The organism is Methylorubrum sp. B1-46, from assembly GCF_021117295.1.
Classification (GTDB): Bacteria; Pseudomonadota; Alphaproteobacteria; order Rhizobiales; family Beijerinckiaceae; genus Methylobacterium.
The window spans coordinates 3,176,017-3,199,841 of record NZ_CP088247.1 but is presented as its reverse complement, the minus strand read 5'-3'; the positions used below and the strand labels follow the sequence as shown (position 1 = coordinate 3,199,841).

The 23,825-nt window shown below is 70.1% G+C and carries 23 protein-coding genes; 14 read left to right on the top strand and 9 right to left on the bottom strand.

Translation table 11 applies throughout. The features are described 5' to 3' along the window. Window positions 1-71: 71 nt before the first annotated feature. Window positions 72-1,481 carry a M17 family metallopeptidase gene (locus tag LPC10_RS14795; protein WP_231342850.1) on the top strand — a complete coding sequence of 470 codons (1,410 nt, stop codon included), beginning with the start codon at window positions 72-74 and terminating at the stop codon, window positions 1,479-1,481. Between the two features lie 19 nt (window positions 1,482-1,500). Here the strand turns inward: LPC10_RS14795 and LPC10_RS14790 are convergent, their stop codons facing one another. Both LPC10_RS14790 and LPC10_RS25585 read right to left on the bottom strand, forming a co-directional pair. After that, the gene (locus LPC10_RS14790; protein WP_231342848.1) at window positions 1,501-1,740 is read right to left on the bottom strand and encodes a hypothetical protein; all 240 of its coding nucleotides are present in this window, start codon (window positions 1,738-1,740) and stop codon (window positions 1,501-1,503) included. A gap of 113 nt (window positions 1,741-1,853) precedes the next feature. Next, entirely contained in the window at window positions 1,854-2,648 is a 795-nt protein-coding gene (locus LPC10_RS25585; RefSeq protein ID WP_305080607.1) for a cold-shock protein, read from the bottom strand. Window positions 2,649-3,032: 384 nt separating this feature from the next. Between LPC10_RS25585 and LPC10_RS14775 the strand changes: the two genes are divergently transcribed. Continuing rightward, a complete protein-coding gene (locus tag LPC10_RS14775; protein WP_108940816.1) occupies window positions 3,033-3,509 on the top strand; it encodes a response regulator in 477 nt (158 codons plus the stop codon). A gap of 20 nt (window positions 3,510-3,529) precedes the next feature. Here the strand turns inward: LPC10_RS14775 and LPC10_RS14770 are convergent, their stop codons facing one another. Next, window positions 3,530-4,477 carry a metallophosphoesterase gene (locus tag LPC10_RS14770; RefSeq protein WP_231342846.1) on the bottom strand — a complete coding sequence of 316 codons (948 nt, stop codon included), beginning with the start codon at window positions 4,475-4,477 and terminating at the stop codon, window positions 3,530-3,532. Window positions 4,478-4,706: 229 nt separating this feature from the next. On the opposite strand from LPC10_RS14770, the gene LPC10_RS14765 reads away from it, so the two are divergent. The 3 genes from LPC10_RS14765 to lpxK are packed head-to-tail and all read left to right on the top strand — an operon-like array spanning window position 4,707 to window position 7,751. Beyond that, window positions 4,707-5,459 carry a lysophospholipid acyltransferase family protein gene (locus tag LPC10_RS14765; protein ID WP_231342845.1) on the top strand — a complete coding sequence of 251 codons (753 nt, stop codon included), beginning with the start codon at window positions 4,707-4,709 and terminating at the stop codon, window positions 5,457-5,459. After that, the gene (locus LPC10_RS14760; protein ID WP_231342842.1) at window positions 5,456-6,760 is read left to right on the top strand and encodes a 3-deoxy-D-manno-octulosonic acid transferase; all 1,305 of its coding nucleotides are present in this window, start codon (window positions 5,456-5,458) and stop codon (window positions 6,758-6,760) included. Before LPC10_RS14765 ends, LPC10_RS14760 begins: the two co-directional genes overlap by 4 nt. Window positions 6,761-6,767: 7 nt before the next feature. Next, on the top strand, window positions 6,768-7,751 hold the full coding sequence (lpxK, locus tag LPC10_RS14755) for a tetraacyldisaccharide 4'-kinase (protein WP_231342840.1): 984 nt from the start codon (window positions 6,768-6,770) through the stop codon (window positions 7,749-7,751). Between the two features lie 155 nt (window positions 7,752-7,906). Here lpxK and LPC10_RS14750 read toward each other — a convergent pair whose 3' ends face one another. Continuing rightward, on the bottom strand, window positions 7,907-8,131 hold the full coding sequence (locus tag LPC10_RS14750; protein WP_231342836.1) for a DUF2093 domain-containing protein: 225 nt from the start codon (window positions 8,129-8,131) through the stop codon (window positions 7,907-7,909). Window positions 8,132-8,328: 197 nt separating this feature from the next. Here LPC10_RS14750 and LPC10_RS14745 point away from each other — a divergent pair, with 197 nt between their 5' ends. The 4 genes from LPC10_RS14745 to deoA are packed head-to-tail and all read left to right on the top strand — an operon-like array spanning window position 8,329 to window position 11,631. Further along, the gene (locus tag LPC10_RS14745) at window positions 8,329-8,742 is read left to right on the top strand and encodes a cytidine deaminase (protein WP_231342834.1); all 414 of its coding nucleotides are present in this window, start codon (window positions 8,329-8,331) and stop codon (window positions 8,740-8,742) included. After that, window positions 8,732-9,544 carry a purine-nucleoside phosphorylase gene (locus tag LPC10_RS14740; protein WP_231342832.1) on the top strand — a complete coding sequence of 271 codons (813 nt, stop codon included), beginning with the start codon at window positions 8,732-8,734 and terminating at the stop codon, window positions 9,542-9,544. The genes LPC10_RS14745 and LPC10_RS14740 overlap by 11 nt, the downstream gene beginning before the upstream one ends. 9 nt (window positions 9,545-9,553) lie before the next feature. Next, window positions 9,554-10,324 carry a deoxyribose-phosphate aldolase gene (deoC, locus tag LPC10_RS14735; RefSeq protein ID WP_231342831.1) on the top strand — a complete coding sequence of 257 codons (771 nt, stop codon included), beginning with the start codon at window positions 9,554-9,556 and terminating at the stop codon, window positions 10,322-10,324. Continuing rightward, on the top strand, window positions 10,321-11,631 hold the full coding sequence (gene deoA, locus LPC10_RS14730; protein WP_231342829.1) for a thymidine phosphorylase: 1,311 nt from the start codon (window positions 10,321-10,323) through the stop codon (window positions 11,629-11,631). The genes deoC and deoA overlap by 4 nt, the downstream gene beginning before the upstream one ends. A gap of 111 nt (window positions 11,632-11,742) precedes the next feature. On the opposite strand, the gene LPC10_RS14725 is transcribed toward deoA, so the two are convergent. The 4 genes from LPC10_RS14725 to dnaK all read right to left on the bottom strand — a co-directional run bounded on the left by LPC10_RS14725 (window position 11,743) and on the right by dnaK (window position 16,474). Then, on the bottom strand, window positions 11,743-12,087 hold the full coding sequence (locus tag LPC10_RS14725) for a hypothetical protein (RefSeq protein WP_231342823.1): 345 nt from the start codon (window positions 12,085-12,087) through the stop codon (window positions 11,743-11,745). A gap of 263 nt (window positions 12,088-12,350) precedes the next feature. Next, window positions 12,351-13,007, bottom strand: a complete 657-nt coding sequence (locus LPC10_RS14720; protein WP_231342821.1) for a class I SAM-dependent methyltransferase — start codon at window positions 13,005-13,007, stop codon at window positions 12,351-12,353. Between the two features lie 158 nt (window positions 13,008-13,165). Further along, complete coding sequence (dnaJ, locus tag LPC10_RS14715; protein WP_231342819.1) at window positions 13,166-14,317, bottom strand: molecular chaperone DnaJ; 1,152 nt, start codon at window positions 14,315-14,317, stop codon at window positions 13,166-13,168. 237 nt (window positions 14,318-14,554) lie between these two features. Continuing rightward, entirely contained in the window at window positions 14,555-16,474 is a 1,920-nt protein-coding gene (gene dnaK, locus LPC10_RS14710) for a molecular chaperone DnaK (protein WP_231342817.1), read from the bottom strand. 368 nt (window positions 16,475-16,842) lie between these two features. On the opposite strand from dnaK, the gene LPC10_RS14705 reads away from it, so the two are divergent. From LPC10_RS14705 to LPC10_RS14685, 5 genes are all read left to right on the top strand, one after another. Then, window positions 16,843-17,883 (top strand): hypothetical protein, encoded by a 1,041-nt coding sequence (locus LPC10_RS14705; protein WP_231342815.1) that lies wholly within the window; start codon window positions 16,843-16,845, stop codon window positions 17,881-17,883. Between the two features lie 123 nt (window positions 17,884-18,006). Then, window positions 18,007-20,322, top strand: coding sequence for an FdhF/YdeP family oxidoreductase (locus tag LPC10_RS14700; RefSeq protein WP_231342814.1), 2,316 nt, complete (start codon window positions 18,007-18,009; stop codon window positions 20,320-20,322). 193 nt (window positions 20,323-20,515) lie between these two features. Beyond that, complete coding sequence (locus LPC10_RS14695; RefSeq protein WP_231342813.1) at window positions 20,516-21,208, top strand: PspA/IM30 family protein; 693 nt, start codon at window positions 20,516-20,518, stop codon at window positions 21,206-21,208. Between the two features lie 30 nt (window positions 21,209-21,238). Next, complete coding sequence (locus LPC10_RS14690; RefSeq protein WP_133088285.1) at window positions 21,239-21,511, top strand: YiaA/YiaB family inner membrane protein; 273 nt, start codon at window positions 21,239-21,241, stop codon at window positions 21,509-21,511. Between the two features lie 70 nt (window positions 21,512-21,581). Next, a complete protein-coding gene (locus LPC10_RS14685; protein ID WP_012254285.1) occupies window positions 21,582-21,875 on the top strand; it encodes an RNA polymerase sigma factor region1.1 domain-containing protein in 294 nt (97 codons plus the stop codon). Window positions 21,876-21,952: 77 nt separating this feature from the next. Here LPC10_RS14685 and recN read toward each other — a convergent pair whose 3' ends face one another. Beyond that, a complete protein-coding gene (gene recN / locus LPC10_RS14680; RefSeq protein ID WP_231342812.1) occupies window positions 21,953-23,665 on the bottom strand; it encodes a DNA repair protein RecN in 1,713 nt (570 codons plus the stop codon). Window positions 23,666-23,825 lie beyond the last annotated feature (160 nt).

The window sequence follows — 23,825 nt, the reverse complement described above, 5'->3', positions numbered from 1 at the left end:
CCGGCGCTTGCGCCGTACCGATGCCGGGGTGATAGAGCGTTAACCCTAATGGCCGGTTAAGCTTATTTTCCATGACCTCAGACCCGACCCAGTCCGGACCCGCCCTCCTCGATGCAACCGCGGGCGCAGTCCCGATTCGCTGCGTCTCGGTGGACGGATGGGCCGCGGTCGAGGCCGGCCTGCCCCTGCTCCAGCGCAACTTTGCTGCTGCCACCGGCTTCGCGCCGAAGGCGGGTCGCGTCGCGCTGCTGCCGGGCGAGGACGGCGGGCTCGGCCTCGTGCTGCTCGGGCTCGGCGAGGCTGGACAGGGACATCGCGACCGGTTCCTCGCCGGCAAGCTGCCGGGCGCCCTGCCCGCCGGCGATTACCGTCTCGAGCCCTGCGACGCCCTCGATTCCGGTGAGGCGGCGCTGGCCTGGCTGCTCGGCAGCTACCGGTTCGATCGCTACCGCAAGCCGGGCGAGCCGCCCCCGCGCCTCGTGGCGCCGGAAGGCGTCGATGCGGCGGCGGTCGGCCGTGTCGCGCGCGCGGTCGCGGCCGGGCGGGACCTTGTCAACACTCCCGCCAACGACCTCGGCCCGGCCGAGGTGGAGGCGGCCGTGCACGCCGTCGGCGAGCGGTTCGACGCGAGGGTGGCCGTCACCCACGGCGCTGAGCTGGCGAAGGAGTTTCCTCTCGTCCACGCGGTCGGCGCTGCCTCGCCGCGAGCGCCTCGCCTCATCGACCTGACCTGGGGCGAAGAGGACGCACCGCGGGTGACGCTGGTGGGCAAGGGCGTGGTGTTCGACACCGGCGGGCTCGACATCAAGCCGGCCTCCAATATGCTGCTGATGAAGAAGGACATGGGTGGCGCCGCTGCGGCGCTCGCGGCGGCGGAGATGATCATGGGCGCCGGCCTGCCGGTGCGGCTTCGGCTGATCGTGCCGAGCGTCGAGAACGCCATTGCCGGCGACGCCTTCCGCCCCGGCGACGTGATCCGCTCCCGCGCCGGTCTCACGGTGGAGATCGGCAACACCGATGCGGAGGGACGCCTGATCCTCGCCGACGCCCTGGCGCTGGCCGATGCCGAGGAGCCGGACCTCATCCTCGATTTCGCGACGCTTACCGGCGCCGCCCGCGTCGCACTGGGCCCAGACCTGCCGGCCTTCTTCACCGAGGATGAGGCACTGGCGGGCGCCGTCGCGGAGGCGGGCCTGCGGGTCAACGACCCGGTCTGGCGCCTGCCGCTGCACCCGCCCTACGCGAGCCTGCTCGATTCGAAGGTGGCCGACCTCAACAACGCGCCGGGCGGCGGCTTCGCCGGAGCGATCACCGCAGCCCTGTTCCTGCGCCGCTTCGTGCGCCGGACGCGGGCGCACGTGCATTTCGACCTGTACGGCTGGAACCCCTCGACCAAGCCCGGCCGGCCCGAGGGGGGCGAGGTGCAGACCGCCCGCCTCGCCCATGCCCTGGTGGCCGAGCGCTACAGGCGGAACGGCTGACCGAGCGCGCCGGGCGACCTCAGCGCCGTCCGGCGGGGCGGGGCTCCGGCGCGTAGCGCTCCTGGGCCCGCGCCACGCTGGGCGGAAGCACCTCTTCCGGCCGGATCCCGCCCGGCAGACCGGGCGTCGCCGAATCGCGCTCGCCGCGCTCTAACGCCCATCCCGCATTCACGCCGGCATAGAAGCCGGTGAAATCCTCAGCCGCGGCCGGTGCCGCGAAGAGGAGGAGCAGGCCAAGGGCGCTCACGGTTCGACGCATCGCGTGTCCCATCGTGATGTCTGCCGCCCGAAGGCGGTCGGTGCGGTCTACGCGCCAAACGAAAACGGCGGCCCTGAGGCCGCCGCGTCCGTCATCGAAGTTTTTGACGTCGATCAGTACTCGACGGTGATGCTCGAAGCCTCGCGGCCCTTCTGGCCCTCGACCACGCCGAGGGTGACCTGCTGGCCCTCGGCCAGGGAGTCGAGGCCGGCGCGAGAGAGCGCCGAGCGGTGGACGAACACGTCCTTGCCGCCGTCGTTCACCGACACGAAGCCGAAGCCCTTGGCCGGGTCGTACCACTTCACGGTGCCGGTCATCTCGACTGACGGACCGGAGGCGAAACGTCCACCGCCGCCACCGCCGCCGGCACCGCCGAAGCGGTCACGGCCGCCGCCGAAGCGGTCACCGCCGCCGAAACGGTCCCCGCCACCGCCGAAGCGGTCGCCGCCGCCGAAGCGCGGGCCCTCGCGCCGGGGCGGAGCCGCCTCGGCCGTGGAGGTGTCGACGGTGGTCACCGCCGTGACCTGCGGACCCTTCTGGCCCTGAGCGGTCTGGACCGTCAGGCGCGTGCCGGGCAGGAGGTCGTCGTGACCGGCGGCCTCGACCGCGCGGATGTGGAGGAAGGCATCGCCGGAGCCGTCACCAAGCTCCACGAAGCCGAAGCCCTTCTCCTTGTTGAACCACTTGACCGTCGCGTCACGCTCCGGACCCGACGGGGCCGCGGGTGCGCGCGCCGGGCCGCGGTCGAAGCCGCCGCCGCCACCGCCGCCACCGAAGCGGTTGCCACCGCCGCCGCCGCCGAAGCGGTCACCGCCGCTGGGGGGCAGTTCATCCGGCCAACGCGGCTCGGCACCACCCTCATCGAAGCCGCGCTTCTGCGGCCCCCTGAAATCACGACCACGTCCCATTGAAAGCTCGCAAAAACCGTCCGCCCGCCAAGTCTCGAATACCGCGTGCGCGCTATCTCGAGACAGCCGACGCGCCGCACTATCATCCCCCCGGCTGCGGCTACCGGGAGCGATGCCACAGGTCTGACGCAATCCCGTCCGTACCGCAAGGATCTTCTAACCGATCCGTGCTCCAGGCTCCGCATTTTCGCGGTGAAACTGCGTACGTACCCCTTTTGGGGACGATCGAGGTGTTGATCCGGATTGCACGCAAGGGACGTCAACGAAAACGATTCTCGCGCATCTGATTCCCAGAGTTCCGTCACGCTTTAGGAAAACGCAAACCGGACGGCGCGTAAGACTCGGCCCGAAACGCTCCGGATCAGAACCGGGCGCCGGCCGCCGATGATCGCAACTCCGACCTTCCCGGACCTTTCCGCCCTCGTCGTGGACGAGAGCCTCTACATCCGCCGCATCGTGCGCGACATGCTGATGCGCGTCGGCATCAAGCGCGTGCTGGAGGCACCCGACGGTGCGGAGGCGCTCGGCGTGCTCGCCGAGAGCAAGCCGGACCTCACCATCATCGATTGGGATCTGGCGATCCTCTCGGGCGAGGAGTTCATCCGGCTGGCGCGCACGCCCGCCACCTCGCCCTCGCCGACGGTGCCGATCATCCTGATGCTGGCCCAGCCGCGCCGCAACGTCGTCGATCGGGCGATCGCGCTCGGCGTCAACGAGATCATCGCCAAGCCGTTCTCGCCCAAGACGCTGTGGTCGCGCCTCGACGAGGTGATCAACCGGCCGCGGCCGTTCTCGCAGGTAAAGAGCCTGCTCCGCCCCCTGCCTCGCGCCAGCGGCCTGTCGAAGATGGGCGCGATCTGACTAGGGCGCAGGGGTGCGGATCAGCCCCGGCGCAGCCGCCGCCGATGGACGATCCCGATCCGGTCCGCCGGAGGGGTCTCGATGTCGAAGCCCGACAATTCGCCGATGCCGCCCGCCTCGTCGAGTCCGCGCTCGGTCACGGCGATGCGGAAGCCGATCTCGGCCGGCGTGACCGTGTAGAGGTAGTAGGAGGCGCGCCGGTTGGTGAGCAGGGTGCGCGCCGAGGCCGAGGGCGCACCCACCACCGGAACCGGACGACCGTCCGGTCCGGGGATCTGCGCCACCGTGCCGACATGGTTGTGCCCGTGCAGGATCAGATCCGCTCCGGCCCGTCCAATCATCGCTGCGAAGGCGGCGGCGTCCTTCAGTTCCCGTCCCGAGGCGGCTCCGCCCGGATGGGGCGGGTGGTGGATCATCACCACCCGGCAGGGCCGGTCCGGCGCCATCGCGAGGTCGCGCAGCAGGCGCTCGGCGGCCTCGATCTGCGGCACGCCGAGGCGTCCGCTCGCCACAAAAGGCTTGGTCGGGATCGCCGAGGACAGACCGACCAGGGCGAGCGGCCCGCGCCGCCGCAGGTAGGGAAAGAGACGGGCCTGCCCGTCGTCGGCCTCCGTCCAGCCGCCGCAGGCGGCGAGCAGCCCCTCCAGTGAGCCGCGGACATAGGCGTCGTGGTTGCCGGGCACGAAGCTGACCCGCTCGGCCGGCCCCAGCGCTTCCAGGAAGACACGGGCGCTCTCCCACTCGTCGGGGAGGCCGAGATTGCACAGGTCGCCGGTGCAAGCGACATGGTCCACCCCCTGGCCGTGCAGGTCGGCGACGAGGGCGCCGAGCAGGTCCATGTCGTGGTGGCGCCCGCGGCCCCGGCGCCAGTTCACGTAGCCGGTCGCCCGCTTGCTGAGAAGCTGGCGCAGGCGCGGCCGCGGCAGCGGCCCGACATGGGGGTCGGTGAGATGAGCAAGACGGAACATGCGCCGTCCCGCATCGCGTCAACACGCGTCCGCGTCAATATCGGGCACTCCGCCGCGCCGATCCGAACGGTCCCACCCGCCTCATGCGGGGTGGCCTCGCTTAAGAGAGGCCATTCCCTCCGTTGCTTCGACAGAGAGGTCGGGGGTAGACAGCCGCCGCTCCCTTACCGTCTGGCGTGACCGGCGGCGGAATCCGGCAACGACGAATCGGAACAGGCGATCCGATCCCATGGGCCTGATCAAGACCATCGGCCGAAAGCCCGGCGTTCAGCGGGTGCTCAGCCACATCGCCTCGGGCTATCTGAAGCTCGTGCGGCGCACCAACCGGTTCACCATCGAGCCGGCGGATGCCTATGCGCGGCTCGACAGCTACGGCCCGTTCATCGCGGCGATGTGGCACGGGCAGCACATCATGATCTCGTTCATGAGCCGTCCGCAGGACCGGGTCGCCACGATCATCTCCCGCTCGCCCGACGGCAACATCAACACCATGGCTCTGGAGCGGCTGGGGGTGCGGGTGATGCGCGCCTCCGGCGCCCGCGGTCGCGCGGTCAAGGACGTTCGCGCCAAGGGCGGCGCCGACGGGTTGCGGGCAATGGTCAAGGCGCTGAGGGGTGGCGAGACGGTCGCCTTCTCGGCCGACGTGCCCAAGGTCTCCCGCGTGTGCGATGCCGGGATCATCATGCTCGCGCGCTTCTCCGGAGCCCCCATCGTGCCGGTGGCGGTGGTGACGAGCCGGCACATCCGCTTCAATTCCTGGGACCGGGCCTGCCTCGGCCTGCCTTTCGGCCGCGGCGCTATGGTGTTCGGCGAGGCGACCTTCGTCCCCCGTGAGGTCTCGCCCGATGAGATCGACGCCCTGCGCCAGCGGGTCCAGGCCGAGCTGAACCGCGTCCACGACCGCGCCTACACCCTCGTCGGCCGGCCGGATCGGGTCGGCGGCGCCCCCGCCGCGGCCGCGCCGCAGGGCAGCCCGGCGTGAGGGTGCCGAAGCTTCCCGTCGCGCTGCGCGCCTACCGCTACGGCCTCTATCTCGGCGAGCCGGCGGTGGCCGGCCTGCTGGCGTGGCGCGCGCGCCGGGGCAAGGAGGATCCGGGGCGGCTCCCCGAGCGGCGCGGCCTGCCGGGCCGGGCGCGGCCGGTGGGCCATCTCGTCTGGATGCACGGCGCCAGCATCGGCGAGGCGCTCTCCCTCGTCGGGCTGATCGAGGGCATGATCGCCCGCGGCTGCTCGGTCCTCGTCACCACCGGCACCCGCAGCGCCGCCGATCTCCTGAGCAAGCGCCTGCCGGCCGGCGCCGTGCATCAATACATGCCGCTCGACGCGCCGCGCTGGATCGAGCGCTTCCTCGCGCATTGGCGGCCGGATCTCGCCATCGTCGCCGAATCCGAGATCTGGCCCAACACCATCATCTCGCTGCACCGGCGCGGCATCCCGCTCGTGCTCGTCAACGGGCGGATGTCGGAGCGCTCGTTCAAGGCCTGGATGCGCTCGCCCGATACTGCCCGGGCGCTGCTGTCGCGCATCGCGGTCTGCCTCGTGCAGACTCGGGAGGACGGGGAGCGCTTCGCCCGGCTCGGCGCGCCGCGCATCAATGTCGTCGGCAATCTCAAATACGATTCGGCCGTGCCGCCCGCCGATTCCCAGCAACTCGCCTATCTCGGCGACATGATCGGCGACCGCCCGGTCTGGGTTGCGGCCAGCACCCATCCCGGCGAGGACGAGGTGATCGCTCGCGTCCATGCCGGGTTGAAGGCGCGTTGCCCGCGCCTGTTGACGGTGATTGTGCCGCGCCATCCGCGCCGGGGCGAGGAGGTGGCCCGGATTGCCGCCGAGGCCGGTTTGCGGACGAGCCGGCGCGCCAAGGGCGGGCGCCCGCTGCCTTCGATCGACCTCTACGTCGCCGACACGATCGGCGAGCTCGGCCTGTTCTACCGGCTCTGCCCGCTCGTCTTCCTCGGCGGCTCGCTGGTGCCGCACGGGGGCCAGAACCCGATCGAACCGGTGCGCCTGGACAGCGCCATCCTGCACGGCCCCTTCATTTTCAATTTCCACGAACCCTACGGCGCGCTCGACGCCGGGGGCGGCGCTCGCATCGTTGAGGACGAGGCAGCGTTGCTGGCAGCCGTCGGTGATCTGGTCGCCGATCCGCGGGCGCTGGCGGCGATGTGGGCCAGGGGGCAGGCCGCGCTCCAGCCCTTCGAGGGCGCGGTGGGGCGCACCTTCGCGGTGCTCGAACCCTACGTCGCGCAGATGAAGCTTTCCGCGCGCGAGCGCGACTGAGGCCGCGATGCGCCCGCCCGGCTTCTGGTCCCGGCCGCCCACGCATCCCCTCGCCCGGCTGCTGGCCCCCGCCGGGCGGTTCTACGGCGGGCTGACCGCCGACCGGATGGACCGGTCCGGCGCAGCCCCACCCTGCCCGGTGCTCTGTGTGGGCAACTTCACCCTCGGCGGTGCCGGCAAGACGCCGACGGCGCTGGCGCTGGCCCGCCTGCTGCGCGGGATCGGCCGGACGCCCGCCTTCCTCAGCCGCGGTTATGGCGGCCGGCTCGCCGGGCCGCTGATCGTCGATCCGGCGCGGCATGGGGCGGCGGACGTCGGCGACGAACCGCTGCTGCTGGCGCGTGCCGAAACCACGGTCGTCGCCCGCGACCGGCCGGCCGGCGCCTGCCTCTGCGCCGAGGCCGGCGCCGACGTGATCGTCATGGATGACGGCCTGCAGAATCCGAGCCTGACCAAGACGCTCTCGCTCGCGGTCGTCGATGGCGGCGCCGGGATCGGCAACGGACTGCCCTTCCCCGCCGGGCCGCTGCGGGCGCCGCTTGCCCGGCAATGGCCGCACGTTGCCGGCCTCGTGCTGGTCGGCGACGGCGCGCCCGGTGCGGCTTTGGCGAGCGAGGCGGAGGCCCATGGGCTTCCGGTTCATCGCGCCATCCTTCGACCCGAGGACGGAGCCGATTGGACCGGTCGGCGTGTCGTGGCCTTCGCCGGGATCGGGCGCCCGCAAAAGTTCTTCGAAACGCTGCGGAGCTTGGGAGCGGAGATCGTGGCCGAGCGGGCCTTTCCCGACCACCATCCCTTCCGCGCGGGCGATCTGGCGAAGCTGTCGGCGCTCGCCGCTAAGGAGGGCGCCGGGCTCGTCACGACGGAGAAGGATGCGGTCCGTCTTCCGGCCGATATGCGTCTTGCCGTGAGCGTTCTGTGTGTCGCCCTGTCGTTCGTCGAGGAGGCCGGCCTTCGCCGTCAGCTCGCGGCGGCCTTCCCGGATGCCTGACGCCCGGCGTCGTTTGGCTGGGAACTCGGTTCACGTGTGGGGGAGCCGGCTTCCCGGCCATCACCGACGTCATTCTAGGCCCGCGCAGCGGCACGGCGACCGAGGTGCCGGCTACGCGGTTGATCAGGCCGATTCGCGAGGAGTCGGGTGCGCCCTCAACGGGCCGCGCCGATTTCCTTCAGGCGCTGCATCGCCGCCTCGGGGGTGGCGTAGGCCTCCTGGCGATCGACGTTCCAGTAGCGCAGGGCGTCGAGCGGGATCGGCTCGCCGGTCACCGCGCAGCGCACATAGGTGCCGGGCTTGACCACGCGCATGGTGCCGTCACCGTACTCGACCTTGGCCTCGCCGCCGGCCGATCCCCGATCGTAGCGTCCGAGCATTGTGTGGGCTCCCGGTGCCGCGCCCGTGCGCGCTCGGATTGCCTTAGAGCATCACCCCGAAAGGTGGAATGCGGCTTTCGGAATGAGATGATGCGAGAAGGAGAGTCTCGCGCGGCTCTGTCGGTGCCTGCCCCTCGACAGGCCCCCGCCTTCGGGTCAAACGAAACCACGCGCCTCACGCCGCTCCGGAATGGTCCGTGACCGAGCCCGATCTCGATGCCCTGTTCGAAGCCGCCGCCGCGGTGCGCGCGCGGGCTCACGCGCCCTATTCGGGCTTTGCCGTAGGCGCCGCGCTGCTGGACGAGGCCGGAGGCATCCATGCCGGCTGCAACGTCGAGAACGCGGCCTACCCGGTCGGCACCTGCGCTGAGGCCGGCGCCATCGCCACGATGATCGCGGCCGGCGGCCGGGAGATCCGCGCGATCCTCGTCCTGGCCGACAGTCCCGATCCCGTCACCCCATGCGGCGCCTGCCGCCAGCGCATCCGCGAATTCGCACATCCCGGCACGCCGATCTTCTCGGGCAGTCCCGAGGCCGTGCGGGCCCGCTACACGCTCGATCAGTTGCTGCCCGCCTCCTTCGGCCCGGAGCATCTCGCCCATGGCGCCTGAGGAAGCGGCGGTCGCTTATCTGCGGACGGAGGGCTTTGCCGCCCCCTATGCCCTGGCGATCGTCACCGGGACCGGGCTCGGCGCCCTGGTCGAGGCGGTCGAGGACCGCCGCAGCCTCGCCTACGCGGCGGTTCCCGGGTTCCCTGCGCCCGGCGTGACCGGCCATGGCGGCCGGCTGCATCGCGGACGCCTTGCGGGGCGGCCGGTCCTCGTGTTCGAGGGACGGGCCCATGCCTACGAGCGCGGCGAGGCCGCCGCCATGCGGGTGCCGCTCGCCGCGGCGCGGGCGCTGGGGGCGAAACGGCTCCTGCTCACCAACGCCGCCGGCTCGCTGCGTCCGGAGGTCGGCCCCGGCCGCCTCGTGATGCTGTCCGACCACATCAACCTGTCGGGCTTCAACCCGCTGATCGGCGAGGCGAGCGACGCCCGCTTCGTGCCGATGACGGAGGCCTACGATGCCGGCCTGCGCGCCGCTCTCGGCGCGGCGGCCGAAGACATCGGTCTTCCGCTCGCGACCGGGGTCTATGCGTGGTTCTCTGGTCCGAGCTTCGAGACGCCCGCCGAGGTGCGCATGGCCGGCATCCTCGGCGCCGACCTCGTCGGCATGTCCACCGTACCCGAGACCATCCTCGCCCGCTTCCTCGGCCTGCCCGTGGCCGCGGTCTCGGTGGTGACCAACCTCGCGGCGGGAATCGCGGGCGGCGACCCGCACCATGCCGAGACCAAGGCGGTCGCGGCCCAGGCCGGGGCGGATCTCGCCCGCCTCGCCGCGGCTTTCGCCGGCCGCCTGCCCGAAGCGTAGGGAACGCAGATGACCGCTTCAGCTCCCCCTTCCCCACACAACGAGGCCCAGGCCAGGGCAGCTCTGGCCCGGCGCGCCCTACCGTTGCTCGACCTCACCGATCTGAGCGACACCGCCACCGCCGCCGCCGTCGAAGACCTTTGCGGCAAGGCCCTTGCGAGCGGCGTCGCGGCCGTCTGCGTTTGGCCTGATTTCGTCGCGGAGTCGGCTCGGTCGCTGCGCGGCAGCGGCGTGCGAGTCGCCACCGTGATCAATTTTCCCGAGGGCGCTGACGACATCGAGCGCGCGGTTTCGGACACCCGCGCCACCCTCGCCGACGGCGCCGATGAGATCGATCTGGTCCTGCCCTACCGCGCGCTGATGCGCGGCGAGGCGGAGAGCGCCCGCGCCATGATCGCGGCCGTGCGCGACGCCTGTGCCGGCCGGCTCCTCAAGGTGATCCTTGAGACCGGCGAACTGGATGACGCGGCTCTGATCGCGCAGGCGAGCCGCCTGTCACTGGAAGCCGGCGCCGACTTCATCAAGACTTCCACCGGCAAGACGCCGGTTTCGGCCACACTGCCCGCGGCCGAGATCATGCTGGCGGCGCTTCGCGCGCACGGCGATCGGCCGGCGGGGCTCAAGGTGTCCGGCGGCCTGCGCCGGGTCGAGGATGCGGGCGCCTATCTCGCCCTCGCCGATCGTATCATGGGACCGGATTGGGTGAGCCCGAGCACCTTCCGGATCGGCGCCAGCGCACTCCATGCGGAACTCGTGCGCGCCCTGGAGGCCGCGCCGTGAGGCTCCCTCAGGAGATCATCCGCGACAAGCGCGATGGGCGCGCCCTCACCGAGGCCGACATCGCCGGCTTCATCGCGGGCCTGACGCGGGATGAGGTGACGGAGGGGCAGGCCGCGGCCTTTGCGATGGCAGTGTTCTTCCGCGGCCTTTCCCGCGACGAGCGCGTGGCACTGACCCGTGCCATGACCCATTCGGGCACCGTGCTCGCCTGGGAGCTGCCCGGGCCCGTCCTCGACAAACACTCGACCGGCGGCGTCGGCGACAACGTGAGCCTTCCGCTTGCGGCCATGGTGGCGGCCTGCGGCGGCTACGTGCCGATGATCTCCGGGCGCGGTCTCGGCCATACCGGTGGCACGCTGGACAAGCTCGCGAGCATCCCCGGCTACGACGTGGCGCCCGGCCTCGACCGCTTTCGGCAGGTCACGGCGGAGGCCGGCTGCGCCATCATCGGCCAGACCGTCGACCTCGCGCCCGCCGACCGGCGCCTCTACGCGATCCGCGACGTGACCGGAACGGTGGAATCGCTCGATCTCATCACCGCCTCGATCCTCTCGAAGAAGCTCGCGGCTGGGCTTCAGGGACTCGTCATGGACGTGAAGACCGGCTCCGGCGCCTTCATGGCGAGCGGGGCGGAAGCGCGGGCCTTGGCCGAGAGCATCGTCACGGTGGCCAATGCCGCGGGGCTGCGCACCCGCGCCCTCGTCACCGATATGGACGCGCCGCTCGCCTCCAGCGCCGGCAATGCGGTCGAGGTGGCCTATGCCGTCGATTACCTCACCGGCCGCGTCCGCGAGCCGCGTTTCCATACCGTGACCCTGGCGCTCGCCGCCGAGATGCTGATCATCGGCGGGCTCGCCGCGAGTGGTGCGGAGGCGGAGGAGCGTCTGACGGCGGCGCTCGAGTCGGGAGCGGCCTGCGCGGTGTTCTCGCGGATGGTGGCGGCCCTCGGCGGGCCGTCCGACTTCGTGGAGGCATCGGACCGTTATCTGCCGCGGGCGCCGGTGGTGCGGCCGGTGACAGCGCAAGCCTCGGGCGTGGTCGAGCGGATCGAGACGCGCGCCGTCGGCCTCGCGGTCATCGGCCTCGGCGGCGGCCGCACTCGGCCGCAGGACGCGATCGATCCGCGCGTCGGCTTCACCGGCCTCGCACGGCCCGGCGACCGGCTGGCGAAGGGCGATCCGATCGGCCTTGTCCATGCGGCGGACGAGGCTGCCGCGGCGCGGGCCGAGACGGTGCTGCGGGATGCCTATCGGATCGGTGGGGAGGCACCTTCTGCCCGCAAGCCGGTGGTGGAACGTCTCGGCTGACGCGCCTTCGCGTCGGAGGCAACGTCAGGAATTCCGGGAAAACGGTGCACCGTCCCCGAGACGGTTCGGATGAAGCTCTCGCATCACCCGAACCCCTTCAAGCCGGTGCGTCTACCAGTGATGGTGGTGGCCCCAGTGACGGCGGTGACCCCAATGGCCGCGATGATGGTGGCGATGGCCCCAGCCGTGGTGATGGTGGCCCCAATGGCGGCGATGGTGGCCCCAGTGTCCGTGGTGGTGGTGGCGATGCCCCCAGTGCCGAGGATGATGGCGGTGGCCGAAATGATGGTGGTGCCACTGCACCGTTTCGACCGTCGCCTCCGACGCGAGAGCCGTGGCCGGAGCCGGCGCCAGCGGGGCGGCGTTGGCGGCGCTGCCGCCGAAGAGGCCGCCGGCCATCAGCGCGAGGACGGCAAGTGCGAAACGGGAGCGACGTGTAGAGGATGGTTCCGACATCGTGTGACCTCCGTTCATCGGGCCGTTCAGGGCGGCCTTGAGAGCGAAGCTAGATCCGGGCGGATGAACGCGTACTGAGCGGAATCCGTACAATGGGAAACAAGACCGCGCCCGCTCGATGACGAAGAGCGAAGGCCTCGTGCCTCCTGCCGTCGTAGTGACGGAGATCGACTCGATCCACGGTCTGTTTGGTTCGGAATTCCACCAGTCGCAGCGGACGGGGCGCGGAAGATCGTTCCTTCGCCCGCGTCGTGTCCGGAACGTCAGACGCTGCCGGCCTTCGGCTCGGGCCGCCGGTACACCCAGACGCGGGCCGGGGGCAGGTTGAGCCAGACCTTGTTGGAGCGGCTCGCCGTGTAGCTGCCCGCCTCGCACTTGGCCGGGATCGGCGGCACCACCGCGTAGGTGAACTGCACGAAGGGCGCGCCCGGATGCATCAGGTCGTGCGCGCCCTGAAGAAGGTCGAGGCGCTGCTCCAGCGGCTTGGTGAACAGCGGCAGGCTGGAGATCGTAGCGGCGCAAAGGCCGTCGAGCCGGTCGCGCAGGGTCTCGCGAATCCGGTAGGCGTCGCCGCCGATCACCGTCACGCCGGGAAAGCGACGGCGCAGCAGCGTGCAGAAATCAGGATTGAACTCGACGAGGACGAGGCGGTCCTGATCGAAGCCGCGGCGGATCAGTGCCTCGGTCACGGGGCCGGTGCCGGGTCCCAGCTCAATCACGGGGCCGGCGACGTTCGGGTCGGCGTAGGAGGCCATGGTGCGCGCGAGCATCCGGCCCGAGGGCGTCACGGCGCCGGTGACGAGCGGGCGCTCGAACCAGGAGCGCAGGAAGCGCGCCTCGTCCTCCAGCGGATCCTTGCGCTCACGGATGACGCGTGCGGCGGCGACGGCGCGGGCACTGGAACGGCGAAGCGGCGGCACGTCCGAAGGTCCTCGGCTCATCATGGTTGGCACAGGCTAGACGACGAAAACCCGCAGGCAGTCAAGCTTCGCGACCGGCATCGGGTGCATGATCGCAGCGATGAGCCGCGATCATAACCAGTGGTGCCCCCGGTTTGATCCCGGAGGGGCGTCGCGGATCACGCCCGCGTGGAACCGCTCACGAAGAAGTCACGCACCTTGGAGAAGAACCCGGCGCTCTCGGGGTGATTCTCGTCCGAGGCGCTCTGGTCGAACTCCTGCAGCAGCTCGCGCTGGCGCTTGGTCAGGTTCTGCGGCGTCTCCACCGAGACCTGGATGTAGAGGTCGCCGACCTCGCGCGAGCGCAGCACCGGCATGCCCTTGCCCTTGATGCGGAACTGCTTGGCGGTCTGCGTGCCGGCCGGGATGCGGACCTGCGTCTGCGAGCCGTCGATCACCGGCACGGTGATCTCGCCCGAGAGCGCCGCCGTCACCATCGAGATCGGCACGCGGCAGAACAGGTCGGCCCCGTCGCGCTGGAAGAAGGGGTGTGGCTTGATCGAGAGGAAGACGTAGAGGTCGCCCGACGGTCCGCCGCGCAGGCCGCTCTCGCCCTCGCCCGCGAGCCGGATGCGCAGGCCGTCATCGACACCCGCCGGCACGTTGATCGAGAGCGTGCGCTCGCGGTTGACCCGGCCGGCGCCGGAGCAGGACGGACAGGGATCGTCCACCACCTCGCCGCGCCCGTGGCAGTTCGGGCAGGTCCGCTCGATGGCGAAGAAGCCCTGCGCTGCCCGCACCCGGCCGTAGCCGCCGCAGGTCGAGCAGGTGCGCGCCTTCGATCCAGCCTTGGCCCCCGTGCCCGAGCAGGTCTCACAGGCGATCGAGGTCGGGATCCGGATGGTCTCGGTCTTGCCGGCAAACGCCTCTTCGAGGCTGATCTCGAGGTTGTAGCGCAGGTCCGCCCCGCGCTCGCGGCCGGGCGCACCGCCGCGCCCGCGTCCGCCGCCCGGTGCGCCGCGACCATCCCCGAAGAAGTTCTCGAAGATGTCCGACATGAAGTCGCCGAACTCGTTGCCGAATCCGGGGCCGCCCGCGCCGCCCTGGCTGAAGGCGGCGTGGCCGAAGCGGTCGTAGGCCGCGCGCTTCTGGCCGTCGGAGAGGCACTGATAGGCCTCGTTGACTTCCTTGAACTTGATCTCGGCTTCCTTGTCGCCGGGATTGCGGTCCGGATGATGCACCATGGCCAGCTTGCGGAAGGCGACCTTCAGCTCGCTCTCCGAGGCCGTCTTCGCGACGCCCAAGACCTCGTAATAGTCCCGTTTCGACATTCCCGGCCCCTGGAGCCTCTCGTTCGCGCCGGCTGCCGACTCGCGTGTCGGGCTTCGGCCGCGCCGCGATCCGCCTCCCGACTCGAACGGGACGGGCCGGATCGACCTTCGCTTCTCTCGGACGCTCGGCACCGTTGATCCCCGAGCCTTGCCCGAGGATCAAGCCGTTCGCGCCGCTGACGATGAAAAATGATCGGGAGCGGCGCTGGCGCACCGCTCCCGAGCCGTTACGCGGACTTACGCGCGCTTCTTGCGCTCGTTCTCGTCCACTTCCTGGAAGTCGGCGTCGATGACGTCGTCCTTCTTCTCCGCCGAAGCCGCGGCTCCGTCAGCACCCGGCGCACCCTCGGCCTGGGAGGCGGCGTACATCGCCTCGCCGAGCTTCATCGAGGCCTGCATCAGGTCGTTGGTCTTGGCCTTGATGCCCTCGGCATCCTCACCCTCGAGCGCGGAGCGGAGCGCCGTGATGGCGGACTCGATGGCACCCTTGTCGGCGGCCGAGACCTTGTCGCCGTACTCCGCGACCGACTTCTCGGTGGCGTGGATCAGGCTCTCGCCCTGGTTCTTCACCTCGACCAGCTCGCGGCGCTTCTTGTCCGCCTCGGCATTGGCCTCGGCATCCTTGACCATCTTCTCGATGTCGGCGTCCGACAGGCCGCCCGAGGCCTGGATGCGGATCTGGTGCTCCTTGTTTGTCGCCTTGTCCTTGGCCGTCACGTTGACGATGCCGTTGGCGTCGATGTCGAAGGTCACCTCGATCTGCGGCATGCCGCGGGGCGCCGGCGGGATGCCGACGAGGTCGAACTGGCCGAGCAGCTTGTTGTCGGCCGCCATCTCGCGCTCACCCTGGAAGACTCGGATGGTGACCGCGTTCTGGTTGTCCTCGGCCGTCGAGAAGACCTGGGACTTCTTGGTCGGGATCGTGGTGTTGCGGTCGATCAGACGGGTGAACACGCCGCCCAGCGTCTCGATGCCGAGCGACAGCGGGGTCACGTCGAGCAGCAGCACGTCCTTCACGTCGCCCTGGAGCACGCCGGCCTGGACCGCGGCGCCGATGGCGACGACCTCGTCCGGGTTGACGCCCTTGTGAGGCTCCTTGCCGAAGAACGCTTTCACGACCTCCTGCACCTTGGGCATGCGCGTCTGGCCGCCGACGAGCACGACCTCGTCGATCTCGGAGGCCGAGACGCCGGCATCCTTGAGCGCCTTGCGGCAGGGCTCGATCGTGCGCTGCACGAGGTCGTCGACGAGGCTCTCGAACTTCGCGCGGCTGAGCTTGAGCGCGAGGTGCTTCGGACCCGTGGCGTCGGCGGTGATGTAGGGCAGGTTGATCTCGGTCTGTGTCGCCGAGGACAGCTCGATCTTCGCCTTCTCGGCCGCCTCCTTGAGGCGCTGGAGGGCGAGCTTGTCCTTCGTCAGGTCGATGCCCTGCTCCTTCTTGAACTCGCTGGTGAGGTACTCGACCACGCGGTTGTCGAAGTCCTCGCCGCCGAGGAAGGTGTCGCCGTTCGTCGACTTCACCTCGAACACGCCGTCGCCGATCTCGAGGATCGACACGTCGAAGGTGCCGCCGCCGAGGTCGTAGACCGCGATCGTGCCGGCCTTCTTCTTGTCGAGGCCGTAGGCGAGCGCGGCGGCCGTCGGCTCGTTGATGATGCGCAGCACCTCAAGCCCGGCGATCTTGCCGGCATCCTTGGTCGCCTGACGCTGGGCGTCGTTGAAGTAGGCGGGGACCGTGATGACGGCCTGCGTCACCGGCTGGCCGAGATGCGACTCGGCGGTCTCCTTCATCTTCTGAAGAGTGAAGGCCGAGATCTGCGAGGGCGAGTACTTCTTACCGTCGGCCTCGACCCAGGCGTCGCCGTTGTCACCCTTGGCGATCTTGTAGGGCACGAGACCCTTGTCCTTCTGCGTCAGCGGATCGTCGTAGGTCCGGCCGATCAGACGCTTGATCGCGAAGAAGGTGCGTTCCGGATTGGTCACGGCCTGCCGCTTGGCGGGCTGGCCGACGAGGCGCTCCCCGTCATCCGTGAAGGCGACGATGGACGGGGTGGTGCGGGCGCCTTCCGCATTCTCGATGACCCGCGGCTGCGTGCCTTCCATGACGGCCACGCAGGAATTGGTGGTGCCGAGGTCGATACCGATTACTTTACCCATGGTGGGATCCCTCTGTTGGATTTTTCAAGCAGACCGCCGAGCCCCGAAGCAGCTCGACCCATGGCGGTACAAAAACATCAGGTTTGAGAACGGGATGGATCCGAAGCGCATCGCCCTGGCGGGCTGTGCTTCCCAGGCTTCGTCCCGTGTCCCGCCGCATATAAGAAGACGGCTACGCCGCCGCAAGAACGTGCGCCGAACGGTTCAGCGACGTCCGCCATCCTCCGCCGGGTCAAGGCGATTTTCGGAATGAGATCCGTAGAGAAGCTTGTTTGTTGCCAGGCTGCCACGTCCGCGCCACGGGTGACGTGGTATGACGACGACACATGGCCCGTGAAGTGGCTTCAAACCGGGAGGCCGACGGCCTGATGTCCCTGCCCGTCTCCGAGAGAATGTCCGCGCGGAAGGTCCGCAGGGCGGCGCGCCCGGCCTGTGTCGCCAGCGGAGCGCTGCTCGTGCTCGCCGGCTTGGCTGTACTCCCGTCCACGCCCGCGCGGGCGCAGAATTTCTTCGAGGAGCTGTTCGGCATCGGGCGGGCGGCGCGCCCGCCGCAACCGCCGCGCAACGTGCCGGTCCAGCCGCCGCCGCAACCGGTCGAGCCGGGTGCCCCCGCCCCCGGCGAAGGTGTCGAGACGCGGCCGAGCGCGCCGGCCCAGCCGCGCCAGCCGGTGGTGCTGCGCGTGCCGGCCGAGGACAACGTCGCCGGGCAGGAGCTGCTGCTGAACGGGTTGAAAGGCTCCCTGAAGATTGAGCGGAACGGCGCGGCCTACACGGCGCTGATGAGCCTGCCGGGCACCAAGATCTCGCAGCCGACCGAGGCTTGTACGGTCAAGCTCAACGACGGCAAGCCGATTTCGCTAAGCGCGGAGGGCCGCGCCCAGGGTGTCTCCCGCTTCTCGGTGGCGAGCGCCGAATGCCCGCTGCGCTTCGAGATCCTCGACGGCAGCGTGCTCGCCACGCCGCTGGGCTCGGGGCCGGCCTGCACCTTCACGGCGGCAGATTGCGAGACCACGCCGTCGGGCCTGTGGGGACCCGGCGCGGCGAGCCTCATCCCGCAGGCGGGCGAGTTCGATACCGCCCGCGGCGTCGCCGACAAGGCGGTGCGCGACAACTACAAGATCATGACCCAGCGCTCGCGCGGCAGCGATATCCGGCCGATCGTGCAGGAGCAGGCGGCGTTCTCGTCCGACCGCGAGCAGGCGTGCCGGACCTATGCCCGCGAAGGGGCGCACGGCTACTGCCACCTCCGCTTCACCGAGGCGCGGGCGATCGCGCTCGCGGCACGGCTCGGCGCCAACACCGCGGCGCCGACCGCCGCCAACACGGCACCGCGACCCCGCCGCAGCCGCGTTCCGGTCGAGGGCATGAACCCGGATGCGCCCGGAGCGGAGCCCTTCGCCGAACAATAGGGCCGCTCACTGCGCCCGCAACGATCGCGGGCATCCGGGGTCGCGCCGGAGCCGTCGTCGCATGGGTGGAACCCGACGTTTCACCCCTGTGTTGCGCCGAGGTCACCCGAAGCGAGCCCGGCCATGCCCGACGAGAAGATCGAAGCCTATACCGACCCGGCCGGCGGATGGGGCTCGGCCCGCTCGCTCGTCGATATCCTGACCCGTGAGGAGATCCCGGCCTCCGGCGCGGCGATGCTGATGAAGCAGAACAAGCCGGGCGGCTTCATGTGCGTGTCCTGCGCGTGGTCGAAGCCGGCCAAGCCCTCGACCTTCGAGTATTGCGAGAACGGCGCCAAGGCGACCGCCTGGGAGCAGACGCGCAAGCGCATCGGGCCGGACTTTTTCGAGCGCCACTCGGTCACCGAGCTTCTGACCTGGGCCGATTACGACCTTGAGGAGAAGGGCCGCATCACCCATCCCCTGCGCTACGATCCGCAGCGCGACCGCTACCTTCCCGTCTCCTGGGAGCAGGCCTTCGAAGAGATCGGCCGCGAGCTGAAGGCCATTCGGGAGGAGGATCCGAAGGCGGCGGTGTTCTACTCCTCAGGCCGGGCCTCGCTGGAAACGAGCTACATGTACGCGCTGTTCGCGCGCATGTACGGCAACAACAACCTGCCCGACTCCTCGAACATGTGCCACGAATCGACCTCGAAGGCGCTGCCGCAATCGATCGGCGTACCGGTCGGGACGACGGTGCTGGAGGATTTCGAGGCCACCGACCTGATCCTGTTCTTCGGCCAGAACGTCGGCTCGAATTCGCCGCGGATGCTGCACCCGCTGCAGGACGCCCGGCGCCGGGGCGTTCCGATCATCACCTTCAACCCGCTGCGGGAGCGCGGGCTCGAGCGCTTCACCAACCCGCAATCGCCGATCGAGATGCTGACGCATTCCTCGACGCAGATCTCGACCCAGTACCATCAGGTGAAGGCGGGCGGCGACATCGCGGCGATTGCCGGGATCTGCAAGGCGCTGTTCGCCATGGACCGGCAGGCGCAGGAGGAGGGGCGTCCCCGCGTCCTCGACGTCGACTTCCTCAGTGAGCACACCCACGGCTTCGAGAAGTTCGAAAAGTTCTGCGACCGGCTCGAATGGCCGGCGCTGGAGGCCAAGTCCGGCCTGAAGCGCGAGGGGATGGAGGCGGCCGCAGCCGTCTATGCCCGCGCGCGGGCGGTGATCGGCATCTACGGCATGGGCCTGACCCAGCATCGCCGCGGCACCGAGACGGTGCAGATGTTCGTCAACCTGCTGCTCTTGCGCGGCAATATCGGGCGCCCCGGTGCCGGCATCTGCCCCGTGCGCGGACACTCGAACGTGCAGGGCCAGCGCACCGTCGGCATCGCCGACGAGCCCTCCCTGGTGCCGCTGGACAAGCTCAAGGCGATGTACGGCTTCGAGCCGCCCCGCGAGAAGGGGATGAACACGATCGAGACCTGCGAGGGCGTGCTCGCCGGCAGGGTGAAGGCGTTCGTCGGGCTCGGCGGCAACTTCGTGCGCGCCATCCCCGACACGCAGCGGATGGAGGAGGCATGGCGCGGGATTCGGCTCACCGTACAGGTCTCGACAAAGCTCAACCGCTCGCATCTCGTTCACGGCGAGATCGCCTACATCCTGCCCTGTCTCGGGCGGATCGAGATCGACGAGCAGGCGAGCGGTCCGCAGGCGGTGTCGATGGAGGATTCGACCTCCTGCTTCCACGGCTCGCGCGGCGTCGCCTCGCCGATCAGCGACCACGTGCGCTCCGAGCCCTGGATCGTGGCGCAGCTCGCCAAGGCGACGCTGCCGGAGAACCCGCGGGTCGATTGGAACGCCTGGGTCGGCGATTACGCCAAAGTGCGCGACGCCATCGAGGCGACCTATCCGGAGAAGTTCAAGGACTTCAACGCGCGCCTGTTCGAGCCCGGCGGCCTGCACAAGCCGCTCGCCGCCCGCGAGCGCAAATGGGAGACGGACACGGGTAAGGCCAACTTCGTCGTGCCGCCGGACGGGCTCGACATGGACCCGGATATGAAGAGCGACCGGCGCGACGTGCTCGACCTCATTACCCTGCGCTCGAACGACCAGTTCAACACCACGATCTACGGCTACCACGACCGCTTTCGCGGCGTGAAAGGCACCCGGCAGGTGCTGTTCATGAACGAGAACGACATCGAGCGCCTGCAACTCGCCGACGGCGAGACAGTCGATGTCGTGACCGAAGCCGCCGACGAGTTCGCCCGCGAGGTGAAGGGTCTGAGGATCGTCAAGTACGATATCCCCGAGGGCAATTGTGCCGGCTACTACCCGGAATTGAACGTGCTGATCCCGCTCTGGCACCACGACGCCCAGGCCAAGGTCCCGGCGGCAAAGGCGATCCCCGTGCGGATCGCCAAGGCGGCGGAGCTGGCTGTGCGGGATTAGAGCATCGTCCTGAAAGGTGGCTGCCGGCTTTCGGGAAAAGACGATGCCCTAGGCCGATCGCTCGGCTCCGGCCGAGCAGCACCCCGCCGACGAGTACGGGATTGTACGGTGTGCAAAACATCACTTGCACATCGTGCAAACCCGGCGCACTCCTATCGACGTGACGACGCGGTCACGCCCTCGGAGTGATGCCATGTTGACGCTGTTGCGAACGCTTGCCCGCGGCGCCGCCGCCCAGGCCTGCGAGGAGGCCTACGACCGCCACGCCCTCCTCGTCCTTGATCAGCAGATCCGCGAGACCGCCGCCGACTTGGAGCGGAGCCGGCGGGCGCTGGCTGCGGCGATGGCCGGGGACGCCGCCGAGGCCCGTCGGCTGGCCGACGTCGAGGCGCGCGCGGCCGATCTGGAGACCCGCGCCGTGGCCGCCCTCACGGCGGGCCGCGAGGATCTCGCTTGCGAGGCGGCCGAAGCCATCGCGAGCCTCGAAGCCGAGCGGGATTCGCTCCGCGCCGCACGGGCGACCTTCGCCGCGGAAGTGACGCGGATGCGCACAGTGCTCGCCGACGCGACCCGGCGCCAGGAGGCTCTGGAGCGCGGGCGGCGGGTTGCGGCGGCCGCGGAAGCCGTCCGGCGTCTGCGTGGGAGGCAGAGCGTAGGCGGCAATGCCAGCCTGCGCGAGGCGGAGGCCACCCTGGCCCGGCTCCAGCGGCTTCAGGCCGAGGCAACGGATGCCGATGCGGCGCTCGCCGCGATCGAGACACCCGAGGAGACGATCGCCGAGCGTCTTGAACGCGCGGGCTTCGGGCCTCGGACACGTCCTTCCTCCGACGACGTGCTGGCCCGCCTCCGCGGCCGCGCGGAGGCCGGGCGCGCGGGTGCCGTCTGATCCGCCCCTCCCCTCTCAAGGAAGAAAGCCATGTCCCAAGAAACCGCGCAGCATACCGGCGCCTGGGTCGTCTTCACCCAGGCCTCCTTCGTCGCCTCCGCCGCACTGGTCGGCTTCGGCATCCTGTTCATGCCCCTCGACTTCTGGATGAAGGGCTATCTCGCCATGGGCACGGTGATGCTGATCCAGTCCTGCATCACCGCCACCAAGACGCTCCGCGACGTCCATGAGGGGCGCCGCATGGTCAACCGCATCGAGGACGCCCGTACCGAGCGCCTGCTGATGTCGGTGGGCAAGGAGTGACGAAAGGAGTCATGTGAGACCGCGTGCGTGGAGACTCGACGCGCGCCCGCGACGGTCCATATTCGGTGGCATGGACAGTTCGGACGGAGCTCACGCGCGGCGGCAGGCGATCATCGATCGCTTGCTCAGCGACGCCCTGCGCCCGGCCGGCGGCATCGTGCTGCCGAGCCACGACGCCCTGCCGGCTGACATCCGCATGACGGTCGACCGCCTGCTGGCCAAGGCGGATGCCGAGCGCCGTCGCTCACTGACCTACGACGACCTCGAAGAGGCGCTGCCGCCCCGCGACGTGACCGCCGACGATCTGGAGGCGATCTTCTGGGTGCTGGCGGAGTACGGAATCGAGCTGGACGAGGGCGACTGAGAGGGCCTTCGAAACTCCCGGTCGCCGGCGGTTTCGCCTCGGCAATGGGCCGTGCGGCGGGCGTTCTGTGAGCGACGCTAACCCTCGGCCCCCTGGAGAAGTCGCGCTGCCGCCGCGCGGGCCTCGTCGGTGACGGTCGCGCCAGCCAGCATCCGGGCGATCTCTTCCCTGCGCGCGTCCGCCGCGAGCCCGACCACCCGGGTCGTGACCCGTTCCGAGCCCTTCTCCACGCCCTTGGCCGCCTTCCCCTTCGCGCCGTCCTTCACGCTGTCCTTGGCGATGCGGAAATGCGTCGAGGCGCGGGCGGCCACTTGCGGCGCGTGCGTCACCGCCACCACCTGAACCTGTTCCGAGAGACGGCCGAGCCGCGCGCCGATGGCATCGGCCACCGCGCCGCCGAGGCCGGTATCGATCTCGTCGAAGATCAGGGTCGGCGCCGAGCCCTTGCCGGCCAGCACCACCTTGAGCGCCAGCATGAAGCGGGACAGCTCGCCGCCCGAAGCCACCTTCATCATCGGTCCGGCGCGGGTGCCTGGATTGGTCTGCGCCCAGAACTCGACCCGCTCGGTGCCGGCGGCATCGCGCGAGGCCTCGTCCACGGTGATCTGGGTGATGAAGCGGGCGCCCTCCAGCTTCAGCGGCGGCAACTCGGCCTGGACCGCCGCGTCGAGGGCTTTGGCCGCCTTGCGCCGCCCGTCGCCGAGCCTCTTCGCGGCCTGGGCATAGGCGGCCTCGGCCGCGTCCAACTCGGCCTCAAGCCCCGAGAGCGCCTGCTCCCCGGCATCGAGTGCGGCCACATCCGCATCGTAGCGGCTGCGCAGGTCGGCCAAATCGTCGGCCGGCACCGAATATTTCCGCGACGCCGCGCGCAGGGCGAACAAGCGCTCCTCCACCCGCTCCAGCTCGCGCGGGTCGAACTCGGCGGCGAGCACCGCCGCGTCCAGCGCGGCGCGGGCCTCATCCAGCGCGACGAGGGCGGCGTCCAGCGCCGCAATGCTCGGATCGACCAGACTCGGCACAGTCGCGCTGCGCCGTTCCAGCCGGCGCACGGCGGAAGAAAGGTGCGGCACCAGCGAGCCCGAGCCGCCGACGAGGTCGAGCGCCTCGTTCAACTCGCGGGCGACCTTCTCGCCCTGCTGCATCACCGTGCGGCGCTCGGCGAGCATCGCTTCCTCGCCCGCTTGTGGGTCGAGGGTGCCGAGCTCCTCGACCGCGTGGCGCAGAAAATCGGCCTCCTTCTGCGCCGCCTCGACCCGCGCGCGCTGCTCGGACAAGGTGGTGCGGGCGGCGCGCACGCGTTTGGCCGCAGCGGCGACCTGATTGAGCGGACCCTGCAACCCGCCGAAGGCGTCGAGGATGGTGCGGTGGGTGGTAGGGTCGGCGAGCGCCCGGTCGTCGTGCTGGCCGTGGATCTCGACGAGTGCCGTGCCGATCGCTCGCATCGTCTGCACGCCGACCGGCTGGTCGTTGACGAAAGCGCGGGTGCGCCCGTCGGCGAACTGGGTGCGGCGCAGGATCAGGTCGCCATCGGTGTCGATCTCGGCCGCCGCGGCGACGGCACGGGCGGGATGATCGGCCGCCACGTCGAATACGGCGGTGACGCCGCCCTGCGCCTCGCCCTGTCGCACGAGCCCGCCATCCCCGCGCCCGCCGAGGGCCAGGGCAAAGGCATCGAGCAGAATCGACTTGCCCGCACCGGTCTCGCCCGTGAGGACGGTGAGCCCGGCGGAGAAGGTCAATTCAAGCTTGTCGATCAGAACGATGTCGCGGATTGCGAGCTGGACGAGCATGAAGCTGCCCGGTTCCCCTTCGTTGTCGTGAGGGTGATCTAGACGGAACAGGCCCCGACTTCACGCGGAAAAAATCGCAGCCAATCGCTTCGGACCGTTCCTGCCCAATGGACCGGTCGCCTCGCCCGCCGCTAGAAGGCGGGACAGGGCATCGGAGCGT

Excerpts from the sequence above, each read along its gene's own strand:
- LPC10_RS14795 (WP_231342850.1), top strand. The coding sequence starts at position 72 with ATGACCTCAGACCCGACCCAGTCCGGACCCGCCCTCCTCGATGCAACC.
- LPC10_RS14790 (WP_231342848.1), bottom strand. The coding sequence starts at position 1,740 with ATGCGTCGAACCGTGAGCGCCCTTGGCCTGCTCCTCCTCTTCGCGGCA.
- LPC10_RS25585 (WP_305080607.1), bottom strand. The coding sequence starts at position 2,648 with ATGGGACGTGGTCGTGATTTCAGGGGGCCGCAGAAGCGCGGCTTCGAT.
- LPC10_RS14775 (WP_108940816.1), top strand. The coding sequence starts at position 3,033 with ATGATCGCAACTCCGACCTTCCCGGACCTTTCCGCCCTCGTCGTGGAC.
- LPC10_RS14770 (WP_231342846.1), bottom strand. The coding sequence starts at position 4,477 with ATGTTCCGTCTTGCTCATCTCACCGACCCCCATGTCGGGCCGCTGCCG.
- LPC10_RS14765 (WP_231342845.1), top strand. The coding sequence starts at position 4,707 with ATGGGCCTGATCAAGACCATCGGCCGAAAGCCCGGCGTTCAGCGGGTG.
- lpxK (WP_231342840.1), top strand. The coding sequence starts at position 6,768 with ATGCGCCCGCCCGGCTTCTGGTCCCGGCCGCCCACGCATCCCCTCGCC.
- LPC10_RS14750 (WP_231342836.1), bottom strand. The coding sequence starts at position 8,131 with ATGCTCGGACGCTACGATCGGGGATCGGCCGGCGGCGAGGCCAAGGTC.
- LPC10_RS14740 (WP_231342832.1), top strand. The coding sequence starts at position 8,732 with ATGGCGCCTGAGGAAGCGGCGGTCGCTTATCTGCGGACGGAGGGCTTT.
- deoC (WP_231342831.1), top strand. The coding sequence starts at position 9,554 with ATGACCGCTTCAGCTCCCCCTTCCCCACACAACGAGGCCCAGGCCAGG.
- LPC10_RS14725 (WP_231342823.1), bottom strand. The coding sequence starts at position 12,087 with ATGTCGGAACCATCCTCTACACGTCGCTCCCGTTTCGCACTTGCCGTC.
- dnaJ (WP_231342819.1), bottom strand. The coding sequence starts at position 14,317 with ATGTCGAAACGGGACTATTACGAGGTCTTGGGCGTCGCGAAGACGGCC.
- dnaK (WP_231342817.1), bottom strand. The coding sequence starts at position 16,474 with ATGGGTAAAGTAATCGGTATCGACCTCGGCACCACCAATTCCTGCGTG.
- LPC10_RS14705 (WP_231342815.1), top strand. The coding sequence starts at position 16,843 with ATGTCCCTGCCCGTCTCCGAGAGAATGTCCGCGCGGAAGGTCCGCAGG.
- LPC10_RS14700 (WP_231342814.1), top strand. The coding sequence starts at position 18,007 with ATGCCCGACGAGAAGATCGAAGCCTATACCGACCCGGCCGGCGGATGG.
- LPC10_RS14695 (WP_231342813.1), top strand. The coding sequence starts at position 20,516 with ATGTTGACGCTGTTGCGAACGCTTGCCCGCGGCGCCGCCGCCCAGGCC.
- LPC10_RS14690 (WP_133088285.1), top strand. The coding sequence starts at position 21,239 with ATGTCCCAAGAAACCGCGCAGCATACCGGCGCCTGGGTCGTCTTCACC.
- LPC10_RS14685 (WP_012254285.1), top strand. The coding sequence starts at position 21,582 with ATGGACAGTTCGGACGGAGCTCACGCGCGGCGGCAGGCGATCATCGAT.
- recN (WP_231342812.1), bottom strand. The coding sequence starts at position 23,665 with ATGCTCGTCCAGCTCGCAATCCGCGACATCGTTCTGATCGACAAGCTT.